The sequence below is a fragment of the Halorubrum sp. CBA1229 genome, assembly GCF_003721435.2.
Taxonomy (GTDB): Archaea; Halobacteriota; Halobacteria; order Halobacteriales; family Haloferacaceae; genus Halorubrum.
In genome coordinates this window covers 2321792-2341306 of sequence record NZ_CP054585.1, presented here as the reverse complement: position 1 = coordinate 2341306, position 19515 = coordinate 2321792, and the positions used below count along the sequence as shown (strand labels likewise).

Here is a 19515-nt window from a genome sequence, read left to right as displayed (position 1 = left end):
GGTCCGCAAAACGTATGCCGCCGCCGGGAGTCGGACAGCGCATGGACACCGAAAACACCCTCCTCAACGCGGTGGTCGGCGCTATCGCGTCGGCCCTCCTCTCGTTCACCGGTATCTCACCCCTCCTCGGCGGCGCGGTCGCCGGGTATTTAAACGGCGACGACGGGCTGCGGGTCGGCGCGCTCTCCGGCGCGATCGCGTCGATCCCGATCGTCGGGCTGCTGTTGCTCGTGCTGGTCGTTTTCCCGCTTTTGGGGTTCTTCGCGTTCCCGGCCGAGATCGGGATCGCAGCCGGGGGGATCTTCCTCCTCGGGGCGATCGCCGTGCTGGGCGGCGTCGCCTACACCGTCGTGTTGAGCGCGCTCGGCGGAGTACTGGGCGTGTACGTAAAAGACGAACTGTAAGTCGGTCGCTGTTATGAGTGGTCGAGCTCGGATCCGCTGAGAACACCTCCGAAGCCCCAGCCGCTTACTTATAAATAGTCGCTAGCGAACCGGCGACAAACACCTCCGAAGCCCCAGCCGCGAGGACAGCGCACGCTCGCTGTCGTTCGAAAGGCGCTCTGCGCCTTTCGTGATGACGAGACGCCAAAGGCGTCTCGAACCACGCTCCTCACTCGGTCGCTCACTCCGTTCGCTCCCTCGTTCCGGTGCTTACGTCGTCATCAGAACGCGAAGCGTTCTGATTGGCTCACGAGAGCAAAGCTCTCGTGAACGCTTGCGCTGTCCTCGCGGCTGCCCCTTCGAGTCCCGCCCCGCACCGCCCAGCACAGCACCTCACGCCTCCCCAGCCTCGTCGGCGGTCCTCCGCTTCGCTCCGGACCGCCGACTCCCTCGCGCGAGCTGACTCGCGGCCGCCGGTGGCGGCCGCTCGCAGGCACGCGCCACCGCACTGTCTATTATAAAGAAGGTGTGCGAGAATCACCCGCTACGCCGAGAGTGGACGACTTAGTGCTCGCCGCCGGTCCCGCGCCGGTCGGAGTCGAGGTCGATGTCGAGGTCGTCGAGCAGTTCCTCGGCCTCCGCGCGCTTCTCCTGGTGGTCCTCGAGGAACTCCCGCATCAGCTCGGCGGCCTGCTCCTTGCAGCCGCCGCAGAGGCGCTCGCCGTTGACGCACTCGGAGTAGACGGTCCTCGTCAGCTCGTCGTCGTCGCCCGCGAGCAGGTAGGCGTACAGCTCGTAGACGGGGCACTCGTCGGCCTCGCCGCCGAGCTCGCGCTGCTTCTCGGCGGTGTCGCGGCCGCCCGTGGTCGCCGCCTTCACCTTGTCGTAGCCGTCCGCGGGGTCGTCGAGCAGCGAGATGTGGCTCGCCGGGATCGACGAGGACATCTTCCCGCCGGTGAGCCCGGTCATGAACCGGTGGTAGATCGAGGAGGGCTGCCGGAAGCCGAACCCGTCGTGGTCGATCTCGACCTCGCGGGCGACCGACTCGGCCTCGCCGCGGGTGAGGTCGAAGGCGTCGACGTGCCCCTCGAACACGCGCTTCTCGCCGTCGACCGCCTCGATCAGGGCCTCGAACGCCTCGTCGGTGGCGTTGCGGTCGAAGAACCGCACGCGGGGGCGGAGCGGCTCCTTCCCGCCCGCCCGGAGCTTCTCGAGGGCGGTCGACTTGGCGGCCGCGAGGTCGGGGGCGTCGTCGGTGTCCTCCTCGGCGTCGTCCGCCCCCGACTCCGGCGGCTCGTAGTCGGCGAGCCACTCGGCGGCGTCTTCACAGCGCACGTCGGTGTCGGCGTCGTCGACCTCGCCGTCGTCGTCCGCCGCGCCCCCGGCCGCGAGCGCGTCGTACGCGGCCCGGACGAGCTGGCGCTCGTCGTCGTCGAGCTCGAAGCTCGCGAACGCCTCGGTCACCTTGAAGTAGCGGACGCGGGTCGCCAGGTCGCGGGTCAGCCGGACGTGCGGGTCCTGGTCCGGACCGACCGGGATGACGGTCGGCTTCGGCTCGTCGACGAGCTGCGGGTAGAGGATGTCCGCGGTCTGGGTCACGACGCTCTGCATGTGCGAGATGTTGGTCTCGCCGTCGAAGCCGTAGATCGCCTCGAACTCCGAGAAGTTCGCCTTCGAGCCCAGCTCGAAGCCGAGGTCCTGCACCGCCCGGTTGTCGGACTGCCGGTACAGCTCGCCGTCCTCGGCGTCGAAGCCGAGCGCGAGCAGGCTGAGGAGGTAGTTGCGCGCGTGCTCGTCGATCTCGTCCCACGACATCCCCCGGGCGGAGTGGGCCTCGAGGTCGGCGATCAGCCCGAAGGCGTCGCCGCCCTGCTGTTGGTGCCAGATGATCTCGTCGAAGACGAGCTTGTGGCCGATGTGCGGGTCGCCGGTGGGCATGAACCCGGAGAGCGCGGCGAACGGCTCGTCGTTCGCCATCGCCTCGGCGACGGCGTCGTACTCGCGGTGCCCGAAGATGACACCGCGGCGCATCAGGTAGTGCGGGTCGGCAACGTCGTCGGCCACGTCGTCGAACGCCTCGATGCCGAACTCCTCGAAGAGGTCCGCGTAGTCGCCGACCGACGCCGACCCCCACGGGTCGAGCGCGACGTCCTCGGTCGGTCCGTCCGCGCGCTCCGTGCCGCCGTCCGATCGAACCGCGGGGGCGTCGCGTCGGGGGTCGGCGTCGTCCACCCGCGCCGCCGACCCCGTCTCCTCGGGGGTGTCCTCGTCCATACGTCTCCTCCCGTCGGTCGACGCAAAAACCGTTCGCTTGCGCGTCAGGACGTGGCATACGAAGGTGGAGACGCGGATGGTGGTGAGACCGGCGTCGCAGATGTGGTCGCACTCAGTTCGGTCGTTTGTTTGTAAACGGTTGACTCCGTATTGTCGGTGGACACCGCCGAAGCCCCAGCCGCGACGGCTCGCGCGGCTCGCTACGGTCCTCGGTCACTCGCTTCGCTCGTTCCCTGCGGTCCTTGCGTCGCCGTGCGTCGCCCTCGCGGCTGCCCCTTCGAGTCCCGCCCCGCACAGCGACCGCATCCTCACGCCTCCCCAGCCTCGTCGGTCGCCCTCCGCGTCGCTCCGGGCGACCGACTCCCTCGCACGCGCTCCTCACGGCCGTTTATAAACGGCCGCTCGGAGGCGCGCGCCGCCGCGGTATGGATTTATAAATACGTGTCGCGGTCGCGACGCTCACTCGTCGTCGGAATCGCGCCCGGTCACCTTCCGGATGCAGGAGGAGCCGAACGGACCGAGCTCGCCGGCGTCGAGTTTCACGAAGTGGCCGGTCGTGATGCCGGTCCCGCACCGGCGACACTCGAACTCGCCCTCCCGCTGGACGACTTGGCTGTCGTAGTTGACGTAGGTGCCGCCGCGCTGGACTCTGAGACGTGCGTCCTCGCGTTCGATGACGCCGCGCTTCTCGGCGGCGTCGAGGATCTCCCGGGTGAGCGCGGGGCTCGTCGTCACCGTCTCGATCCGGTCGATCGCGTCCGGCAGCGGGAGCTCCTCGTGCTCGAGGTGCGCGAGCAGCTCGACGCCGAGCTCCAGCTTCTCCTCCCGGGACGCCGGCTCGTTCACGCCCGGCGAAACGACTCGGACCCTCTTAAGTCGGCCGGGAGACGGCGGGGCGAGTGCGGAGCGGGGGGCGCCGGCCGCCCTGCCGCCGTTGGCCCGCGATGTAGTAAGACAGTTACCACGCGGGGCGCTGGAGGGCGTATGGACGTACTGGAGGTCGCGGCGCGGGCGACCGAGACGGGGCCGGTGTGCGACGCCTGTCTCGGCCGGCTCGTCGCCGACCGGAGCTTCGGGCTGTCGAACGCCGAGCGCGGCTCGGCGCTGCGCGTCTCGATCGCGCTGCGCGACGACGAGGACCACGAGCCGGTCGAGACCGCGGACTGCTGGGTCTGTGAGGGACGCTGCACCGAGTTCGACGAGTGGGCCGAGCGCGCCGCCGAGGCGATCGAGGGGATCGAGTTTTCCACCTACAACGTCGGCACCCGCCCCCCGCCGCTGATCGAGGAGAACGAGGCGCTGCTCCGCGCTGACGCCGGCCTCGACGAGGACGCGGGCGAGCCGTTCAAGTCGGAGTTCAACCGCGAGGTCGGCAAGCGGTTCGGTCGGCTCACGGGCGCGGAGGTCTCCTTCGACCGGCCCGACGTGCAGTTCACGATCGACCTCGCGGAGGACGCGCTCGACGCGAAGGTGAACTCGGCGTTCGTCTACGGGCGCTACCGGAAGCTGGAGCGCGACATCCCCCAGACCGAGTGGCCCTGCCGCGAGTGTAAGGGCTCGGGCCGGCAGGGCGCGGACCCCTGCGACCACTGCGGCGGCTCCGGCTACCTCTACGACGACAGCGTCGAGGAGTACACCGCGCCGATCGTCGAGGACGTGATGGACGGCACGGAGGCGACGTTCCACGGCGCGGGCCGCGAGGACGTCGACGCGCTGATGCTCGGCACCGGCCGCCCCTTCGTGGTCGAGGTCGAGGAGCCGCGCCGCCGCCGGGTCGACGTCGAGCGCCTCCAGAGCGACATCAACGCCTTCGCCGACGGCGCCGTCGAGGTCGAGGGGCTCCGACTCGCGACGTACGACATGGTCGAGCGCGTGAAGGAGCTCGACGCCGCCAAGCGCTACCGCGCGCAGGTGACCTTCGACGCCGACGTCGACGCCGACGCGCTGGCCGCCGCGGTCGACGAGCTGGAGGGGACGACCGTCGAGCAGTACACCCCGAACCGGGTAGACCACCGGCGCGCGAGCATCACCCGCGAGCGCGACGTGTACGAGGCGACCGCTGAGCTCGACGACGCGCGCCACGCGACCGTCGAGATCCACGGCGCCGGCGGGCTCTACATCAAGGAGCTGATCTCCGGGGACGAGGGCCGGACCGAGCCGAGCCTGGCCGGGCTCCTCGGGGTCGGCGCCGCGGTGACCGCGCTCGATGTCGTCGCCGTCGAGGGCGAAGAGGAGCCGTTCGAGCACGCCGAGTTCTTCCGGGACTGACGCCGCTCGCGGCGACCGGGGCGGCTGAGCGGCGCGGACCAACGGGATTTATCGGACGCGCGTCAGACAGTAGGGGTATGCACGGGAGCGACGCGGACGAGGCGAGCGCCGAGTCGCCGGTGGCCGACGACCGGATCGGGAACCGGATCGGCGAGCCCGTCGTCGAGCCGGCCGTCAGGGAGGCGGCCGAGTCGACCGAGACGGCGGCACACGCCCGTCTGAAGGGAGTCGACCGGGCGACGCGCCCGGATCGGGTGTCTTCGATCCTGGTTGCGGTGGGCGCCGGTCCCCACACCGGGGCGACCGTCGACGTGGCCCGCGAGATCGCCGACGCGACCGGCTCGTGGCTCGAACTGTTCCACGTCGTCCCCTCCGACGAGGCGCTCGTGGACGGGGACGCGACGGCGGTCGACGACGCCGACAGCGACGAGTACGCCGCCGCCGGCGACCGCCTCCTCTCGGCCGCCCGCGACCGCCTCGGCGGCTTCGACCGGGTTGACCGCTGGCTCGTCGAGGACCGCACCGCGGCGGGGGCGATCGTCGAGCAGTCCCCGTACTACGACCTCGTGGTCGTCGGCGCCCCCACGACCGGCACCGTCGGGCGGTTCGTGTTCGGCTCCACGACCGACACCGTGATCGACGACGCCGAGGTCCCGGTGGTCGTCGTCGAGGCGGACGGGGCGACCGCGCTCGACGTCGCGTAGGCCGGGGCGGATTCGCGCTTCCGGTTTAAAAATAATATATAAAAGTAAAGTGGCCATGCCACGGAGCCACCGGTATGGCCGACGAAGCGATCGACGACGTGGACAGGGCGATCCTGTACGCGTTACAGGAAGACGCGCGGAACACCTCGTCCGGTGACATCGCCGAGCGGGCCGGGACCTCGGACAGCACCGTCCGCAAGCGCATCCAGCGCCTCGAGTCCGACGGGGTGATCAAGGGGTACAGCGCCGAGGTCGACTACCAGCGGTCGGGGTACCCGCTCCGGATGCTGCTCTACTGCACCGCGTCGATACCCGAGCGCGGCGAGCTGCTGCCGGAGATTCTCGAGGTCGACGGCGTCGTCTCGGTCCAGGAGCTGGTCACCGGCGAGCAGAACCTCCTCGTGACGGTCGTCGGCGAGTCGGACGACGACATCACGCCCGTGGCACAGGAGCTACTCGACATGGGGCTCACCGTCGCCGACGAGGTCCTCGTGCGGAGCCACGAGACGACGCCGTTCGGGACGTTCGACGCCGAGACCGACTCCTAATCCGCGATCAGTTTAAAATCCGGGTTAAATAACGACGCGGTCGACGTCGAGCGCGCTCGCGCGACGGACGACGGCTCGCACCGGGTCCTCGGTGTCGACCAGGTTGTCCGAGCCGCCGTCGATGACGACGAGCGCCGCCCGGCGACCGGGCTCGATGACGCCGCAGTCGAGCCCCGCGATCTCGGCGCCGGCGGCGGTCGCCATCCGGAGGACTTCCCGGTCGGTCACGTCGAACCGCTTCGCCGCGTTCGCCATCTCGCGGAACATCGACGGGGAGTTCAACATGACGTTGTCCGTGCCGAGCGCGACCGTCGCGTGATCGAGCAGCTCTCGGATCGGCGGGTCGCCGACGCCGAGAACGGTGTTCGCACGGGGGCAGACGGCGATCGGCACCGACTGCTCAGCGACGCGGTCGAGGTGCTCTCGCTCCGCGTGCACCATGTGGACGAGCAGGTCCGGCTCCAAGTCGAGCGCCGGGTGGATGTCGGTCGCGTCCGGCTCGCCGGCGTGGATGGCGAAGGGGACGCCCCGCTCCGCGCAGGCGGCGCGCTCCGCGTCGAACGCGTCGTCGTTCGCGCCGGACGCGCCGTATCCGTCGGCGACATCGAGGACGGCGGGGTCACCGCTCCCGAAGACGAACGGGTCGACGTCGAGGGGCGCCGTCGCCTCGCGGAGCGCCCGCGCCCCGGGCACCCCGTTCTCGCGGAAGTCCAGACAGGAGACCGTCCCCGTCCGCCGCATGTATCGGAGCGTCCGGCGCATCGCCGACACGAGCTCGGCGCGGTCGGCGGCCGCGAGCCGCCGGTGTTTCAGGCTCTCCGGCGGGGCCACCGCCTCGTCGAGCGACAGCCCGACGGCCGCCTCCTTCGCGACGGAGTCACCCAGGTGCGTGTGCGCGTTGACGAACGCGGGCGCGATGATGTCGGTCGACCCCGTTTCGACCTCCTCGACGGCCTCGATCCGGCCGTCCTCGACAACGACGCGGCCGCGAGTCGGCTCGAACGACTCCCCGGCGAGGACGGTCCCCGTTATCTCCTCCATACCGACAGTGCGGATCGGAGAACGATATGGTTTTCTGAACGCGGATCGCGAACGAACCGTGAACGAGGTCGACGAACGGGAGCGGATCAGTCGCGGCGGCGAGACTGCGACGGCCGGTCCGAGCCGGCCCGCGGACCCGTCACCACCCTTCTCCTTGCCTAGTCCCCTCTGCCGCCGCCAATAACTATAATGTTCTATAATGTAGTTATATCGAACGAATTGTGAAGATAAATAGATTTAATACACAATCTGTTCTCAAAGCGGAGTGAAGACGACCAGAATCGGCCCGGCGGAGTCACGTCGGCTGCCGAGAACGGTCGCACGGACTGAACGATGTCAGGGTCTACCTCGAAACCGGCGGTCGGAGCGCTCCCGGACACGACGGCCGAGAGGCCGGTCGTGCCCGTCGCACTCACGTGGCTCGCGTGGTCGCTGTTCGCCGCGAGCGTCGCCGCGCTCGTCGGCCGAGTTCGGTTCGGGTTCGCTCCGGAGATCCCCGGGGTCGTCGCCGTCGACGGGCTGACCGTCCTGATGTGGGTCGTCGTCGCCTTCTTCGGCGGCGTCGTCCACAGCTACTCGCGCCGCTACATGGCGGGGAGCGCCCACGAGACGGAGTTCTTCCTCACCGTGTTCGGGTTCGTAACGGTCGTGATGACGCTCGTCGCGGCCGACCACCTCGCCCTGTTCGGACTGCTGTGGCTGGCGATGGGGCTGGCGATGGCGAGGCTGATCGGCATCGTCGACGGCTGGGAGCAGGCGCGGGCGGCCGCGGCGGTCGCCCGGCGGTACTTCGTCGCCAGCAGCGCGCTCCTCGGCGTCGCGCTGGCGGCGCTCTGGTGGGCGACCGGCGCGACGACGGTATCGGGCGTCGCCGCGGCCGCCGACGCGCTCGGCGGGCCGATATGGCTCGTCGCCGCCGGCTCGCTCGTCCTCGCGGCGATGATCCAGTCCGCCCTCGTGCCGTTCCACGGCTGGCTCCTCTCCTCGATGACCGCGCCCACGCCGGCGTCGGCGCTGATGCACGCCGGCTTCGTCAACGCCGGCGGCGTCCTCCTGTTACGCTTCGCGCCGGTCGTCACCGGCGACGCGACCCTCATGCTCGCGATCGTCGCGGTCGGCGCGGCCAGCGCGCTGCTTGGGAAGCTCCTCAAGTCCGTCCGCCCGGACGTTAAGAGCAAGTTGGCCTGCTCCACGGTGGGGCAGATGGGATTCATGATCATGCAGGCCGGCCTCGGCTTCTTCGGGGCCGCGATCACCCATCTGATTCTGCACGGGTTTTATAAGGCGTACCAGTTCCTCGGCGCGGGCGGCGGGATCGAGCGGACGAGCCCGGCCGAGAAGGCGAAGGACGCGACCGGCGGATTCCGCGTCCTCGATCTCGCCGTGACGCTGGCGACCGGACTGGCGGGGGGCGCGGTCTTCGTGCTGCTGACGGGGAAAGGGACGAGCGTCGACAGCGGTCTCCTGCTCGTCCTGTTCGTGGTTTTCACTACCCTCCACGCGGCGCGCGGCGCGGTCGGGCACGCCGAGCTCCCGGCGGGGGTCCGCTACGGCGCGGTCCCGCTGGCCTTCCTTCCGGCAATCACCGTGTACGCGCTGGTGTACAGGGCCGTTTCGACGCTCTTGGCCGGGCTCCCGGTCGTCACCGCGCCGACCGAGCTGACCGCGGTCCACGGTCTCGTGGCCGTCGCCTTCCTCGCGGCGTACCTCGCGATGGAGGCCGGCGTCCACGAGCGCAGCCGGCGCCTCTACGTCGCGCTGCTGAACGCGGGGCACCCGTCCCCCGGTACCGTCCTGACGAACACCGGAGAGTACGACGACGGAGGCGCCTAATGAGCACCGAATCAACCATCGACGACAGCGTCATCCACGACAGCATCGACGAGGCGGCGGCGACGGTCGGGTCGGTCTGGCCGATCCACTCGTTCGTGACCGCCAACCCCCTTTCGGGGTTCGAGAACGTGCCGTTCGACGAGGCGGTGACGCAGGCGGCCGACCTGCTGGGCGGCCGCGGCTACCCGAGCCGGGAGGCGTTCCGGGCCGCGCTCGACGACGGGCGGATCGACCGGGAGACGCTCGAGTCGGAGCTCGCTGACCGCGGCTACGAGGCCGACCCGGAGACGCTGCTGGAGCGCGTGGACGCCGCGGTCGAGTCGGCGCCGTCTGACGAGGACGCGGCCCCGTCTGACGAGGGGGCCGAGCGGGTCGACCACGTGCTGACGAAGTGGCTCTCGGCCTTCCTCGACGAGGGACACGCCGCGTGGTCGATGCCGGACCGCGACGACGGGTTCTACGCCGCCTTCCGCGAGGTGGCGGCACACGACGCCGCGGTCCCCGACGAGGGGATCCTCGCGTCGCTCCCCGAGACCCCGACCGAAGCGATCGAGGCCGTCCTCGACCCGTACCCGGAGAGCCAGTGGGTACCGATCTTCGAGGCGCAGCTGGCCGCGCTCCCGGGGTGGACCGGCTTCATCAAGCGGCGCGCGGACGACGACGGCGCGTGGCAGTCGGCGTGCCCGATCACGCTGGCGGAGTACCTCGCGGTGCGTCTCGCGCTGCTCGACGGGTTCGGCGTCGAACTCGACGCCGCCACCGGCCCCGACGCCGCTGACGCCGACCCGGCCGACGAGCTCGCCGAGGCGTTCCTGAGCGCGTGGGAGGCGAGCTACCGCACCGAGGTCGTCGACCGCGTCGCCGCCGAGAGCCGGGCGTTGGCCGAGAGCGAGCCGGCAGCCGAGGGCGAGTCGCCGGCCGCGGGAGGCGGACCGTCGGACCGCCCCGACGCGCAGCTGGTGTTCTGCATCGACACCCGCTCGGAGGTGATCCGGCGTCACGTCGAGGCCGAGGGCGACTACGAGACCCACGGCTACGCCGGCTTCTTCGGCGTCCCGATGGAGTATCAGGGGTACGACGCCGAGACGTCGGTCGACGCCTGTCCGCCGATCTTGGAACCGCAACACCGGATCAGCGAGATCCCGACCGAGCGGGAGGCGCGGGCGCGTCGCGACCGCCGGTCGAGCGTCCGCGAGGTCGCGGGCGAGGTCGTCAAGAAGCTGAAAACGAACCCCGCCAGCGCCTTCGGCTTCGTCGAGAACGCCGGGAGCGGCTACGGGCTCGCGCTCGCGGCCCGCACGCTCCTCCCGGGTCGCGTCCGCGACCTGCTGGGGGCCGCCGACGACGCGGTGCCCGACGACCGCGAGTTCTGCGAGCAGACCGTCCACCACCAGCACACTCACGCGGGCGACCTGCCCGTGGGGCTGACCGATGAAGAGAAGGTCGAGTACGCCGCGACCGCCTTCGAGCTGATGGGGTGGGAGGAGTTCGGCCGGCTCGTCGCCTTCGTCGGGCACGCGAGCGAGACGACGAACAACCCGTACGACTCGAGCCTGGACTGCGGCGCGTGCGCCGGCAACCCCGGCGGGCCGAACGCCCGCGTCCTCGCGTCGATCTGCAACGACGCCGGTGTGAAGGCGGCGCTGCGCGAGCGCGGCTTCGACGTCCCCGACGACACCGTCTTCCTCGCCGGCGAGCACAACACGACGACCGACGAGGTCGAGCTGTACGGCGACGTGCCGGAGAGCCACGCGGACGACCTCGCGCGGTTGCGCGCGGACCTCGACGCCGCCCGCGAGGGCGCGGCCGCCGAGCGCGCCGCGTCGATGGGTGCCGACGCCGTGGCGGGCGTCGAGGAGACCGAGCGCCGCGCCGGCGACTGGGCCGAGACGCGTCCCGAGTGGGGGCTGGCCGGCAACGCCGGCTTCGTCGTCGGGCCCCGCGAGCTGACGAGCGACCTCGACCTCGACGGCCGCGCGTTCCTCCACTCGTACGACTGGTCGACCGACCCCGACGGCGACGCGCTCGAGTCGATCCTCGCGGGGCCGATGGTCGTCACCCAGTGGATCAACGCCCAGTACTACTTCTCGACCGTCGACAACGCGGCCTACGGGAGCGGGTCGAAGGCGACGCAGAACCCCGTCGGCAACGTCGGCGTCTACCAGGGCAACGGCGGCGATCTGATGACCGGCCTCCCCCGCCAGTCGCTGATGGCCGACCACGAGACGCCGTACCATCAGCCGCTCCGGCTCTCCGCGGTCCTCCACGCGCCGGTCGAGCGCGTCACCGACGCCCTGGCCGACCACGACGAGGTGACCGAGCTGCTCGACAACGAGTGGCTCTCGCTGACGGTCGTCGACCCCACCCGGGACCACCGCGCGTTCCGGTACGAGCGCGGCATGGAGTGGGAGCCGATGTCCGAGCCGTCGGCGGCGGAACCGGAGGCACCGGCCGGGCCGGAAGCGACGAGTGACCCGGAGGCGCCGACCGAGCCGGAGGATCCGGTCGCCCCCGCGGCCGCCGACGACTGACGCGGGCGCGCTGCTCCATTTATAAGTGTGTGCGCAGACGGTACGACCATGTCGTCACCGCCGTTCATCGATCAGGCGTCGGGAGAGTTGGACCTCGGTCAGATCCTGTCGGAGGCGTTGCCGCTCGCCGGGCTCGTCATCCTGTTCGGAGGAGCGGCGCTGCTCCTGTTCCTTATCACGCTGCTTGTCGGCCCCGGAGGGCTGCTCGCGGGCCTCCTGACCGTCGCGTCGCAGTTCGTGCTGGCCGTCGGCGCGGGCGTCGTGCTGATGTACGTGATTGCGCGGGGGATCCAGCTCGCCGACGGGTGACGGGCGGCCGCGAGAGAGCGGGCGAGGCTTTCTCACGGGGGCCTCGCGACCGCGCCCTCGATCGAGATATATCATTTATAATAATGTTAAAAATCGGGGGCAGCAGTCGGCATCTCGGATTGATGTCACGGGAAAAGAAAATTACATATGGGCGGTCGCGCGACGGTGACGCATGGGCGTAGTCACCAACCATGACTAACGTGCTCTCACTCGCACTCGTCGGTGCCGTGCCGATCGGCGTCGCGTTCGTGCTGCTCGCGGGGCTCCGTTGGTCCGCGGCGCGAGCGATGGGGGTCGGCTGGCTCCTCGCGACCGGTATCGGGCTCACCTACTGGGGCATGGAGCCAAACTGGCTTGTCGCGTCGGCGGTGTACGGCGTGCTCCAGGCCGTGGACATCATCCTCATCGTGTTCGGTGCCATCCTGCTGATGAACTACCTCGAAGGCAGCGGCGCCATCGCCACGATCCGGTGGTACTTCGGACAGATCGAGGAGGACCGTCGCATCCAAGTGCTCCTCGTCGGTCTCGGGTTCATGACGATCATCGAGGGGGCGGCCGGCTTCGGGACGCCGGGCGCGCTCGCCGCGCCGCTGCTCATCGGCCTCGGGTTTCCGCCGCTGGCCGCCGCGGTGTTCGGCCTCTTCTTCAACGCGCCGAACCCGCCGTTCGGGGCGGCCGGCACCCCCGTCATCGGGGGCACCGGCGCGGTCATCGAACCGGCGCTGTCGGGCTCGATGGGCGTCGGCGAGTTCCTCTCGATGGTCTCCGCCTGGAGCGGCGTGGTCACCGGAGTGACGTACGTCTTCTGGGGGCTGCTCGGCGTGTTCTTCCTGACCTACTGGTTCGGCGACGCCGACGGCGGACGGAGCGTTTCGCGCGCCGTGCGGAGCACCCTCCCCATCGCGCCGTTCGCGCTGCTCCTCGGCGCCGTCACCGGCGGGACGCAGCTCCTGATCGCGTGGTTCGTCGGCCCCGCGCTCCCCGACATCGCGGCCGGGTTCGTGGTGCTCGCGGTCGGCCTCCTGCTCGCGAACAACGACGTCCTCGTCCCGGAGCGCGAGTGGGACTTCCCCGACGAGTCGACGTGGACCGACACGTGGCTCGGCGGGCTGGAACTCGACGAGATCGCTCGGGACCGGCCGAGAAAAGAGATGCCCGTGCTGCTCGCGTGGACGCCGTACCTGCTCGTCGCGCTCGCGCTGCTCGTCACGCGCTGGCCGGACCTCACGGTCGGCGGCGTCGCCGTGCTCGGCTGGATCCAGAGCTTCACGGTCAGCCTCGACTCGATCCTAGGCACCGAGCTCGGCTACACCCTCCAGTACCTCTACCTCCCGGGGACGATGCCGTTCATCCCCATCGCGATCCTCACCGGTCTCCTCCACGGGATGGACGCCGACGAGATGGGGGCGGCCTGGCGACGCTCGGTGACGCAGGTCGCGCCCGCGGCGCTCACGCTGATCATCGCCGTCTCGATGACGCAGATCATGATCCAGTCGCAGACGAACACCGCCGACCTGCTCGGGATGATGGAGGCGCTGAGCCGCGCGCTCGCCATGGGCGCCGGCGGCCTGCTGCCGGTCGTTTCGCCGTGGGTCGGCGCCATCGGGTCGTTCATGACCGGCAGCAACACGTCGTCGAACATCCTCTTCAGCGTGCTCCAGTACAACGCCGCCGAGACGGTCGGGCTCTCCCGGACGATCGTCGTCAGCCTCCAGAACGTCGGCGGCGGCCTCGGTAACATGGTGTCGGTGCTGAACGTCGCCGCCATCTGCGGCGTCGTCGGGATCACCGGACGCGAGGGTGACCTGCTGCGGAAGGCCATCGTCCCGATGGCGCTGTTCGCGCTGTTCGCCGGGCTGTTCGGAATGCTGCTGACGTACGTCCTAGTCCCCGGCCTGTTCTGAGCCGGGGCCGGCCGTCGCTCGCTTCTCGTCGTGTGAACGCGTCCCGTCGCGGCGACAGGGTTAAATTAGTGTACAGACTTGTACATCACAACGCGAAGTAATACATCGGTGAACACTATGGATATCAACGACACGGTCGAACGCGTGACGGACGGGGCGGATCTGACTGTCGAGGAGTCGCGCGAGGCCGCGCGGCTGGTCTTCGAGGAGGCCACCGAGGCGCAGATCGGCGCGCTCCTCGCCGCCCTCCGGGCGAAGGGCGAGACGGAGGCCGAGATCGCCGGCTTCGCGCAGGGGATGCGCGACGCCGCCCGGACGATCGAGCCGGACCGCGAGCCCCTCGTCGACACCTGCGGGACCGGCGGCGACGACCACGACACGATCAACGTGTCGACGACCGCCGCCATCGTCGCCGCGGGCGCGGGCGTCCCGGTCGCCAAGCACGGCAACTACTCCGTCTCCTCCTCCTCGGGGAGCGCCGACGTGCTGGAGGTCGCGGGCGCCGACGTCGAGGCCGAGCCGCCGGCCGTCGAGGACGCCATCGAGGCCGACGGGATCGGGTTCATGCTCGCGCCCGTCTTCCACCCGGCGATGAAGGCCGTCATCGGCCCGCGCAAGGAGCTCGGGATGCGGACGATCTTCAACGTGCTCGGCCCGCTCACCAACCCCGCTGGCGCCGACGCGCAGGTGCTCGGCGTCTACGACCCCGAACTGGTCGGGACGATCGCCCGGGCGCTCGCGCACATGCCCGTCGAGCACGCGCTGGTCGTCCACGGCGCGGGGATGGACGAGATCGGGATCCACGACGAGACGGTCGTCGCGGAGGTCGAGGGCGAGGACGTCACCGAGTTCACGCTCGCCCCCGAGGACCTCGGGCTCGACCGCGCCCCGATCGAGGCCGTCTCCGGGGGGACCCCCGAGGAGAACGCGGCCGACCTGCGCGGGATCGTCGACGGCTCCGTCACGGGCCCGAAACGGGACCTGATCCTCGCGAACGCCGGCGCGGCGATCTACGTCGCCGGCGAGGCCGACTCCCTCGAGGCGGGCGTCGAGCGCGCCGCCGAGGCGATCGACTCCGGCGCGGCCGCCGAGAAGTTCGCGGCGCTGTGCGGCGACGGAGGAGCCCGGAAAACGGGGGCGACAGCGGGGCCGGAGGACGACGACTGATGGCCCGGGTGAAGATCTGCGGGCTCACGCGCGGCGCGGACCTCCGGGCCGCGATCGACGCCGGCGCCGACGCGGTCGGCGTGATCTCGGAGGTGCCGGTCGACTCGGGGCGCGAGATCGACCCCGCGACGGCGGCGCAACTGCTCGCGGACGTGCCGCCGTTCGTCACCGCGACGCTCGTCACGATGCCGGACTCCGCCGAGCGCGCGGTCGAACTGGTCCGGACGATCGGGCCCGACGCGCTCCAGCTCCACGGCGAGTGGACCGCCGACGAGATCCGGTACATCCGCGCGGAGACCGAGCGGAAGGTGCTGCTCGCGGTCGACGCCGACGACCCGGCCCGCGCCGAGGAGTTCGACGCCGTCACCGACGCGCTCGTGATCGACTCCACCGACGACGCCGGCGCCGGCGGCACCGGCGAGACCCACGACTGGGCGAAGACGGGCGACCTGGCGGCCCGGCTCACGTCGCCGGTCGTGCTCGCCGGCGGGCTCACGGCCGACAACGTCGCCGAAGCGGTCCGCGTCGCCGACCCGTTCGCCGTCGACGTCGCCTCCGGCGTCGAGCTCGCGGACGGCCGGAAGGACCACAACGCAGTGGCCCGCTTCGTCGCGAACGCGGGCCGGGAGATGGAGCTCGCATGAGCGACGACGGCTCCCCGCTGAACCGCTCGAAAGCCGCGTTCGTCGAGCTCGCCGCCGACGCCGAGCGCCCGGTCGTCGTCCGCGCGTCAGCGACGCTCGACGCCGACGTGACCCCGCTCGCGACGTACGCCACCCTCGTGGGCGAGGGGCCGTACGGGTTCCTCTTGGAGTCCGGCGAGAAGGTCGCCTCCAGCGACCCGGACGGCGCGTTCACGTCGGGCGGGAAGGCCGACCGGCACGCCCGCTACTCGTTCGTCGGCTACGACCCCGAGGCGATCGTCTCCGTCCACCCCGACCGCACCGACGTGACTCGGCTCGGCCCCGCGGCCGAGTTCGTCGGGGACGGATCTGAGAAAGAGATCGGCCCCGCCGCCGGCGACGCGGTCGACCGGATCCGCGCGGCGTTCCCGGACGTGAGCCTGCGCGGGTTCCCCGACACCGACCGCCAGATCCTCTCCGGCGGGTTCGTCGGCTTCCTCGCGTACGAGGCCGTCTACGACCTCTGGTTAGAGGAGGTCGGCGTCGAGCGGCCGGAGACCGAGTTCCCCGACGCCGAGTTCGCGTTAACGACCCGCACGGTCGTCTTCGACGAGAAGGAGGGGAGCGCCGAGCTCGTCTTCACGCCCGTGATCGGCGTCGACGACGACCCCGCGGCCGTCTACGACGACCTCGTCGCCGAGGCGGAGCGCGTGGGGGCTGAGCTGCGCGAGGCCGCGCCGCCGGAGCCCGACGGGATCCGAGTCGAGTCGGAGTCGGCCGACCCCCGCGAGGAGTACGAGGAGGCGGTCCGGACCGCCAAGCGGCACGTCCTCGACGGCGACATCTACCAGGGCGTGATCTCGCGGAGCCGCGAGCTCCGCGGCGAGGTGGACTCGCTCGGGCTGTACGCGGCGCTCCGCGAGGTGAACCCCTCGCCGTACATGTACGTGCTGCGCCACGACGACCGGAGCATCGTCGGCGCGAGCCCGGAGACGCTGGTGTCTGTGCAGGGCGACCGGATCGTCTCGAACCCGATCGCGGGCACCTGCCCCCGCGGGACGAGCCCGGTCGAGGACCGCCGGCTCGCCGGCGAGATGCTCGCCGACCCGAAGGAGCGCGCCGAGCACACGATGCTCGTCGACCTCGCGCGCAACGACGTCCGGCGCGTCTCGGAGGCGGGCTCCGTCCGCGTCGAGGAGTTCATGAACGTGCTGAAGTACAGCCACGTCCAGCACATCGAGTCGACGGTCACGGGGACGATGGCGGCCGACGCCGACGCGTTCGACGCGACGCGCGCGACGTTCCCCGCCGGCACCCTCACGGGCGCGCCGAAGGTGCGCGCGATGGAGATCATCGAGGAGTTGGAGACCACCCCGCGGGAGGCGTACGGGGGCGGCGTCGGCTACTACGCGTGGACCGGCGACGCCGACTTCGCCATCGTGATCCGGACCGCGACGCTCGACGAGTCGCCGGCGGGCGCGAGCGACCCGGCCGAGACCGCGGTGACCGTCCGGGCCGGCGCCGGGCTCGTCGCCGACTCCGACCCGGCCGCCGAGTACGAGGAGACCGAACAGAAGATGGACGGCGTGTTGACCGCGATCGACCGGATCCGGGACGAGGAGTCGCCCGAGGACGACCCCCTCCCGGCCGGCGCGGAGGTCGACGAATGAACGTCGTCGTCGTCGACAACTTCGACTCGTTCACGTACAACCTCGTCGAGTACGTCTCGGACCAGACGCTCGGCGACGAGGGCGCGGCGGGCGACGGGGACGACGCCGGAGCCGAAGCGAGCGGCGAACCGGAGCCGATCGACGTGACGGTGTTTAAAAACACCGCGTCGCTCGCGGAGATCCGGGACGCCGAGCCGGACGCGATCCTCATCAGCCCCGGTCCCGGTCACCCGAAGAACGAGCGCGACGTGGGCGTGACGACCGACGTGCTCCGCGACCTCTCGCCCGAGGTCCCGACGCTCGGCGTCTGCCTCGGCCTCGAGGCCGCCGTGTACGAGTACGGCGGCACCGTCGGTCACGCCCCGGAGCCGATCCACGGGAAGGCGTTCCCGGTCGACCACGACGGGAAGGGGGTGTTCGCCGGGCTCGATCAGGGGTTCCGCGCCGGGCGGTACCACTCGCTGGCCGCCACCGAGGTCCCCGACGCCTTCGCGGTGACGGCGACGACGGACCACGAGGGCGACGAGATCGTGATGGGGATCCGCCACCGCGACCACCCGATCGAGGCGGTGCAGTTCCATCCGGAGAGCGTGTTGACCGCTGCGGGCCACGACCTGATCCGGAACTTCCTCGCGTCTATTTAAAAGGGACCCCTCGCGCTTCAGCGCGGGGAGGGCGTCAATCCGAGCCGTCGTCGGCCGAGCCGCCGGCGTCCGCTTCTTCGCCCGCGTCGTGGTCGTCTTCTTCCTCGCCCGCGTCTTCCGCCTTCACCTCCTCGCCGGTCTCGTCGACGCCCCGCCCGGCGAGCCCGACGAGGTGGCCGACCTCGGAGAGGATGATCTCGTCGACGCCGAGCCGCACCGCGTTCTCGGAGCCGGGCAGACAGAAGACGGGCGTGGCGGAGGCGATCCCGGCGGTCGCCCGCGAGCCGATCGTCCGCGTCCCGATCTCCTCCTGCGAGAGCCGGCGGAACAGCTCGCCGAAGCCGGGAAGCTTCTTCGCGAAGAGGCCGGCGACCGCCTCCGGCGTCACGTCGTCGGGCGTCACGCCGGTCCCGCCCGTGGTCACGACGACGTCCGTGTCCTCGCGGCGGGCCAGCCGGTCTACCGTCCCCTGGACGCTGTCGTACTCGTCGGGGACCAGCTCGCGGACGGCGACCTCGTGGCCGGCCTCCTCGAAGGCGGCGGCCACGTAGTCGCCGGAGGGGTCCTCGTCGAGCGAGCGCGAGGACGACACCGTCATGACCGCGACCGCGATCGAATCGGCGTCGTGATGGTGGTGGTCGTGGTCATGCCCCTCGTCGTGATGGCGGTCGCTCTCGCCGTGGCCCTCTCCCTCGCCGTGACCATCTCCCTCCTCGTCGTGGTCGTGCGCGTCGCTCATGGCTTCACGTATCCGGTCGACGGTGAAAACACCTCCCCGACGCGGCGGTCGCTCGCGTCGTTCCGGACGACGCCGACTTAGGGCCAGTCGTCTCGCGACGACTCCTCGGGCGCCTCGTCCTCGTCCGGCTCCTCGGTCGCGAGTACCCAGCCGGCGGCCTCGGCCGCGTCCTCGACCTGCAGGAACTCCCAGCCGGTGGCCTCGGCGACGGCCTCGTCCTCGTCGTCGACGCCGACGAACACGTGCCGGTCCGTGTCGAACTGGCCGGCGATGTTCTCTAAGCTCTCCTCGACGCCGCGCGGGCCCGAGAAGAAGTCCTGACGCACGCGGTGTTTCCGGGTGAAGTTGGTCACGACGTACGTCGGCTTCTCGCTGACGACGCCGACGTACTCCGTCCACTGCCGGGCGTTGTTGAACACGTCGTTGGGGTCAGCGAGCGCCTTCAGCGCCTCCAGCTCGAACGCGAGCGTCATGTCGGTAGATCCGCCACTGTCCATGGATACGCGTTCTCGCGGCGGGCGAAAACAACTTCGCTTCCGCAGCGGGTATCGAGGTCGGCCGACGCCGCGTCGCCGTCCTCAGCGCGTGCGGACCTGGTAGTAGTCGGTGAACTTCACGAAGTCGCCGTCGTCGAGGTCGTCGAGCTCCGGCGCCGTTCGCGGTCGCCCGGCGAGCTCTCTGACGAGGATCTGAGCGTCCTCGCCGAGTTCGTCGTAGTGACGGACCCGCGCGTCCGGCGGGATCCAGCCGGTTCGGCGGAGCCGGAGCCGCCGCCCCGTCTCTCGGAGTGACATGCGATAACACACACCATAGATCATGATAAACGTTGCGCCGGTTCCGAGCGCGTGGGACGACGCCGAGACCGACGGTCAGGCGC

Annotated in this window: 18 protein-coding genes; 12 read left to right on the top strand and 6 right to left on the bottom strand. The window is 70.6% G+C overall.

Annotated elements, in window-relative coordinates; all coding sequences use genetic code 11:
• Nucleotides 1–41 precede the first annotated feature (41 nt).
• Complete coding sequence (locus Hrr1229_RS11640) at nucleotides 42–404, top strand: DUF5518 domain-containing protein (protein ID WP_123112740.1); 363 nt, start codon at nucleotides 42–44, stop codon at nucleotides 402–404.
• Nucleotides 405–947: 543 nt separating this feature from the next.
• Here Hrr1229_RS11640 and Hrr1229_RS11635 read toward each other — a convergent pair.
• Both Hrr1229_RS11635 and Hrr1229_RS11630 read right to left on the bottom strand, forming a co-directional pair.
• Nucleotides 948–2657 (bottom strand): tryptophan--tRNA ligase, encoded by a 1710-nt coding sequence (locus Hrr1229_RS11635; RefSeq protein ID WP_123112741.1) that lies wholly within the window; start codon nucleotides 2655–2657, stop codon nucleotides 948–950.
• A gap of 459 nt (nucleotides 2658–3116) precedes the next feature.
• Nucleotides 3117–3503, bottom strand: a complete 387-nt coding sequence (locus tag Hrr1229_RS11630; RefSeq protein WP_123112742.1) for a DUF5830 family protein — start codon at nucleotides 3501–3503, stop codon at nucleotides 3117–3119.
• Between the two features lie 138 nt (nucleotides 3504–3641).
• Between Hrr1229_RS11630 and Hrr1229_RS11625 the strand changes: the two genes are divergently transcribed.
• The 3 genes from Hrr1229_RS11625 to Hrr1229_RS11615 all read left to right on the top strand — a co-directional run bounded on the left by Hrr1229_RS11625 (nucleotide 3642) and on the right by Hrr1229_RS11615 (nucleotide 6177).
• Nucleotides 3642–4925, top strand: a complete 1284-nt coding sequence (locus tag Hrr1229_RS11625; protein WP_123112743.1) for a tRNA pseudouridine(54/55) synthase Pus10 — start codon at nucleotides 3642–3644, stop codon at nucleotides 4923–4925.
• A 77-nt stretch (nucleotides 4926–5002) separates the two neighbouring features.
• Complete coding sequence (locus tag Hrr1229_RS11620; RefSeq protein ID WP_123112744.1) at nucleotides 5003–5629, top strand: universal stress protein; 627 nt, start codon at nucleotides 5003–5005, stop codon at nucleotides 5627–5629.
• A 74-nt stretch (nucleotides 5630–5703) separates the two neighbouring features.
• The gene (locus Hrr1229_RS11615; protein ID WP_123112745.1) at nucleotides 5704–6177 is read left to right on the top strand and encodes an Lrp/AsnC family transcriptional regulator; all 474 of its coding nucleotides are present in this window, start codon (nucleotides 5704–5706) and stop codon (nucleotides 6175–6177) included.
• 24 nt (nucleotides 6178–6201) lie between these two features.
• Here the strand turns inward: Hrr1229_RS11615 and Hrr1229_RS11610 are convergent, their stop codons facing one another.
• Entirely contained in the window at nucleotides 6202–7218 is a 1017-nt protein-coding gene (locus Hrr1229_RS11610; protein ID WP_123112746.1) for an amidohydrolase family protein, read from the bottom strand.
• 333 nt (nucleotides 7219–7551) lie between these two features.
• On the opposite strand from Hrr1229_RS11610, the gene Hrr1229_RS11605 reads away from it, so the two are divergent.
• From Hrr1229_RS11605 to trpG, 8 genes are all read left to right on the top strand, one after another.
• Entirely contained in the window at nucleotides 7552–9051 is a 1500-nt protein-coding gene (locus Hrr1229_RS11605) for a proton-conducting transporter membrane subunit (protein ID WP_123112747.1), read from the top strand.
• Nucleotides 9051–11582, top strand: coding sequence for a DUF2309 domain-containing protein (locus tag Hrr1229_RS11600; protein ID WP_123112748.1), 2532 nt, complete (start codon nucleotides 9051–9053; stop codon nucleotides 11580–11582). The genes Hrr1229_RS11605 and Hrr1229_RS11600 overlap by 1 nt, the downstream gene beginning before the upstream one ends.
• A gap of 48 nt (nucleotides 11583–11630) precedes the next feature.
• Complete coding sequence (locus Hrr1229_RS11595) at nucleotides 11631–11891, top strand: hypothetical protein (protein ID WP_123112749.1); 261 nt, start codon at nucleotides 11631–11633, stop codon at nucleotides 11889–11891.
• A 191-nt stretch (nucleotides 11892–12082) separates the two neighbouring features.
• Nucleotides 12083–13795, top strand: a complete 1713-nt coding sequence (locus tag Hrr1229_RS11590) for an L-lactate permease (protein ID WP_123112750.1) — start codon at nucleotides 12083–12085, stop codon at nucleotides 13793–13795.
• Nucleotides 13796–13912: 117 nt separating this feature from the next.
• On the top strand, nucleotides 13913–14962 hold the full coding sequence (gene trpD / locus Hrr1229_RS11585) for an anthranilate phosphoribosyltransferase (protein WP_123112751.1): 1050 nt from the start codon (nucleotides 13913–13915) through the stop codon (nucleotides 14960–14962).
• Nucleotides 14962–15606 carry a phosphoribosylanthranilate isomerase gene (locus Hrr1229_RS11580; protein ID WP_123112752.1) on the top strand — a complete coding sequence of 215 codons (645 nt, stop codon included), beginning with the start codon at nucleotides 14962–14964 and terminating at the stop codon, nucleotides 15604–15606. The genes trpD and Hrr1229_RS11580 overlap by 1 nt, the downstream gene beginning before the upstream one ends.
• A complete protein-coding gene (gene trpE / locus Hrr1229_RS11575) occupies nucleotides 15603–17255 on the top strand; it encodes an anthranilate synthase component I (protein WP_123112753.1) in 1653 nt (550 codons plus the stop codon). Before Hrr1229_RS11580 ends, trpE begins: the two co-directional genes overlap by 4 nt.
• Nucleotides 17252–17899 (top strand): anthranilate synthase component II, encoded by a 648-nt coding sequence (gene trpG, locus Hrr1229_RS11570; protein ID WP_123112754.1) that lies wholly within the window; start codon nucleotides 17252–17254, stop codon nucleotides 17897–17899. Before trpE ends, trpG begins: the two co-directional genes overlap by 4 nt.
• Before the next feature lie 34 nt (nucleotides 17900–17933).
• On the opposite strand, the gene Hrr1229_RS11565 is transcribed toward trpG, so the two are convergent.
• The 3 genes from Hrr1229_RS11565 to Hrr1229_RS11555 form a co-directional block, all read right to left on the bottom strand.
• Nucleotides 17934–18638 (bottom strand): molybdenum cofactor biosynthesis protein B, encoded by a 705-nt coding sequence (locus Hrr1229_RS11565; protein WP_123112755.1) that lies wholly within the window; start codon nucleotides 18636–18638, stop codon nucleotides 17934–17936.
• A gap of 77 nt (nucleotides 18639–18715) precedes the next feature.
• Entirely contained in the window at nucleotides 18716–19135 is a 420-nt protein-coding gene (locus Hrr1229_RS11560; protein WP_123112756.1) for a hypothetical protein, read from the bottom strand.
• An 81-nt stretch (nucleotides 19136–19216) separates the two neighbouring features.
• Nucleotides 19217–19432: a hypothetical protein gene (locus tag Hrr1229_RS11555; RefSeq protein WP_123112757.1), complete on the bottom strand. Its 216-nt coding sequence runs from the start codon at nucleotides 19430–19432 to the stop codon at nucleotides 19217–19219.
• Between the last annotated feature and the right edge of the window lie 83 nt (nucleotides 19433–19515).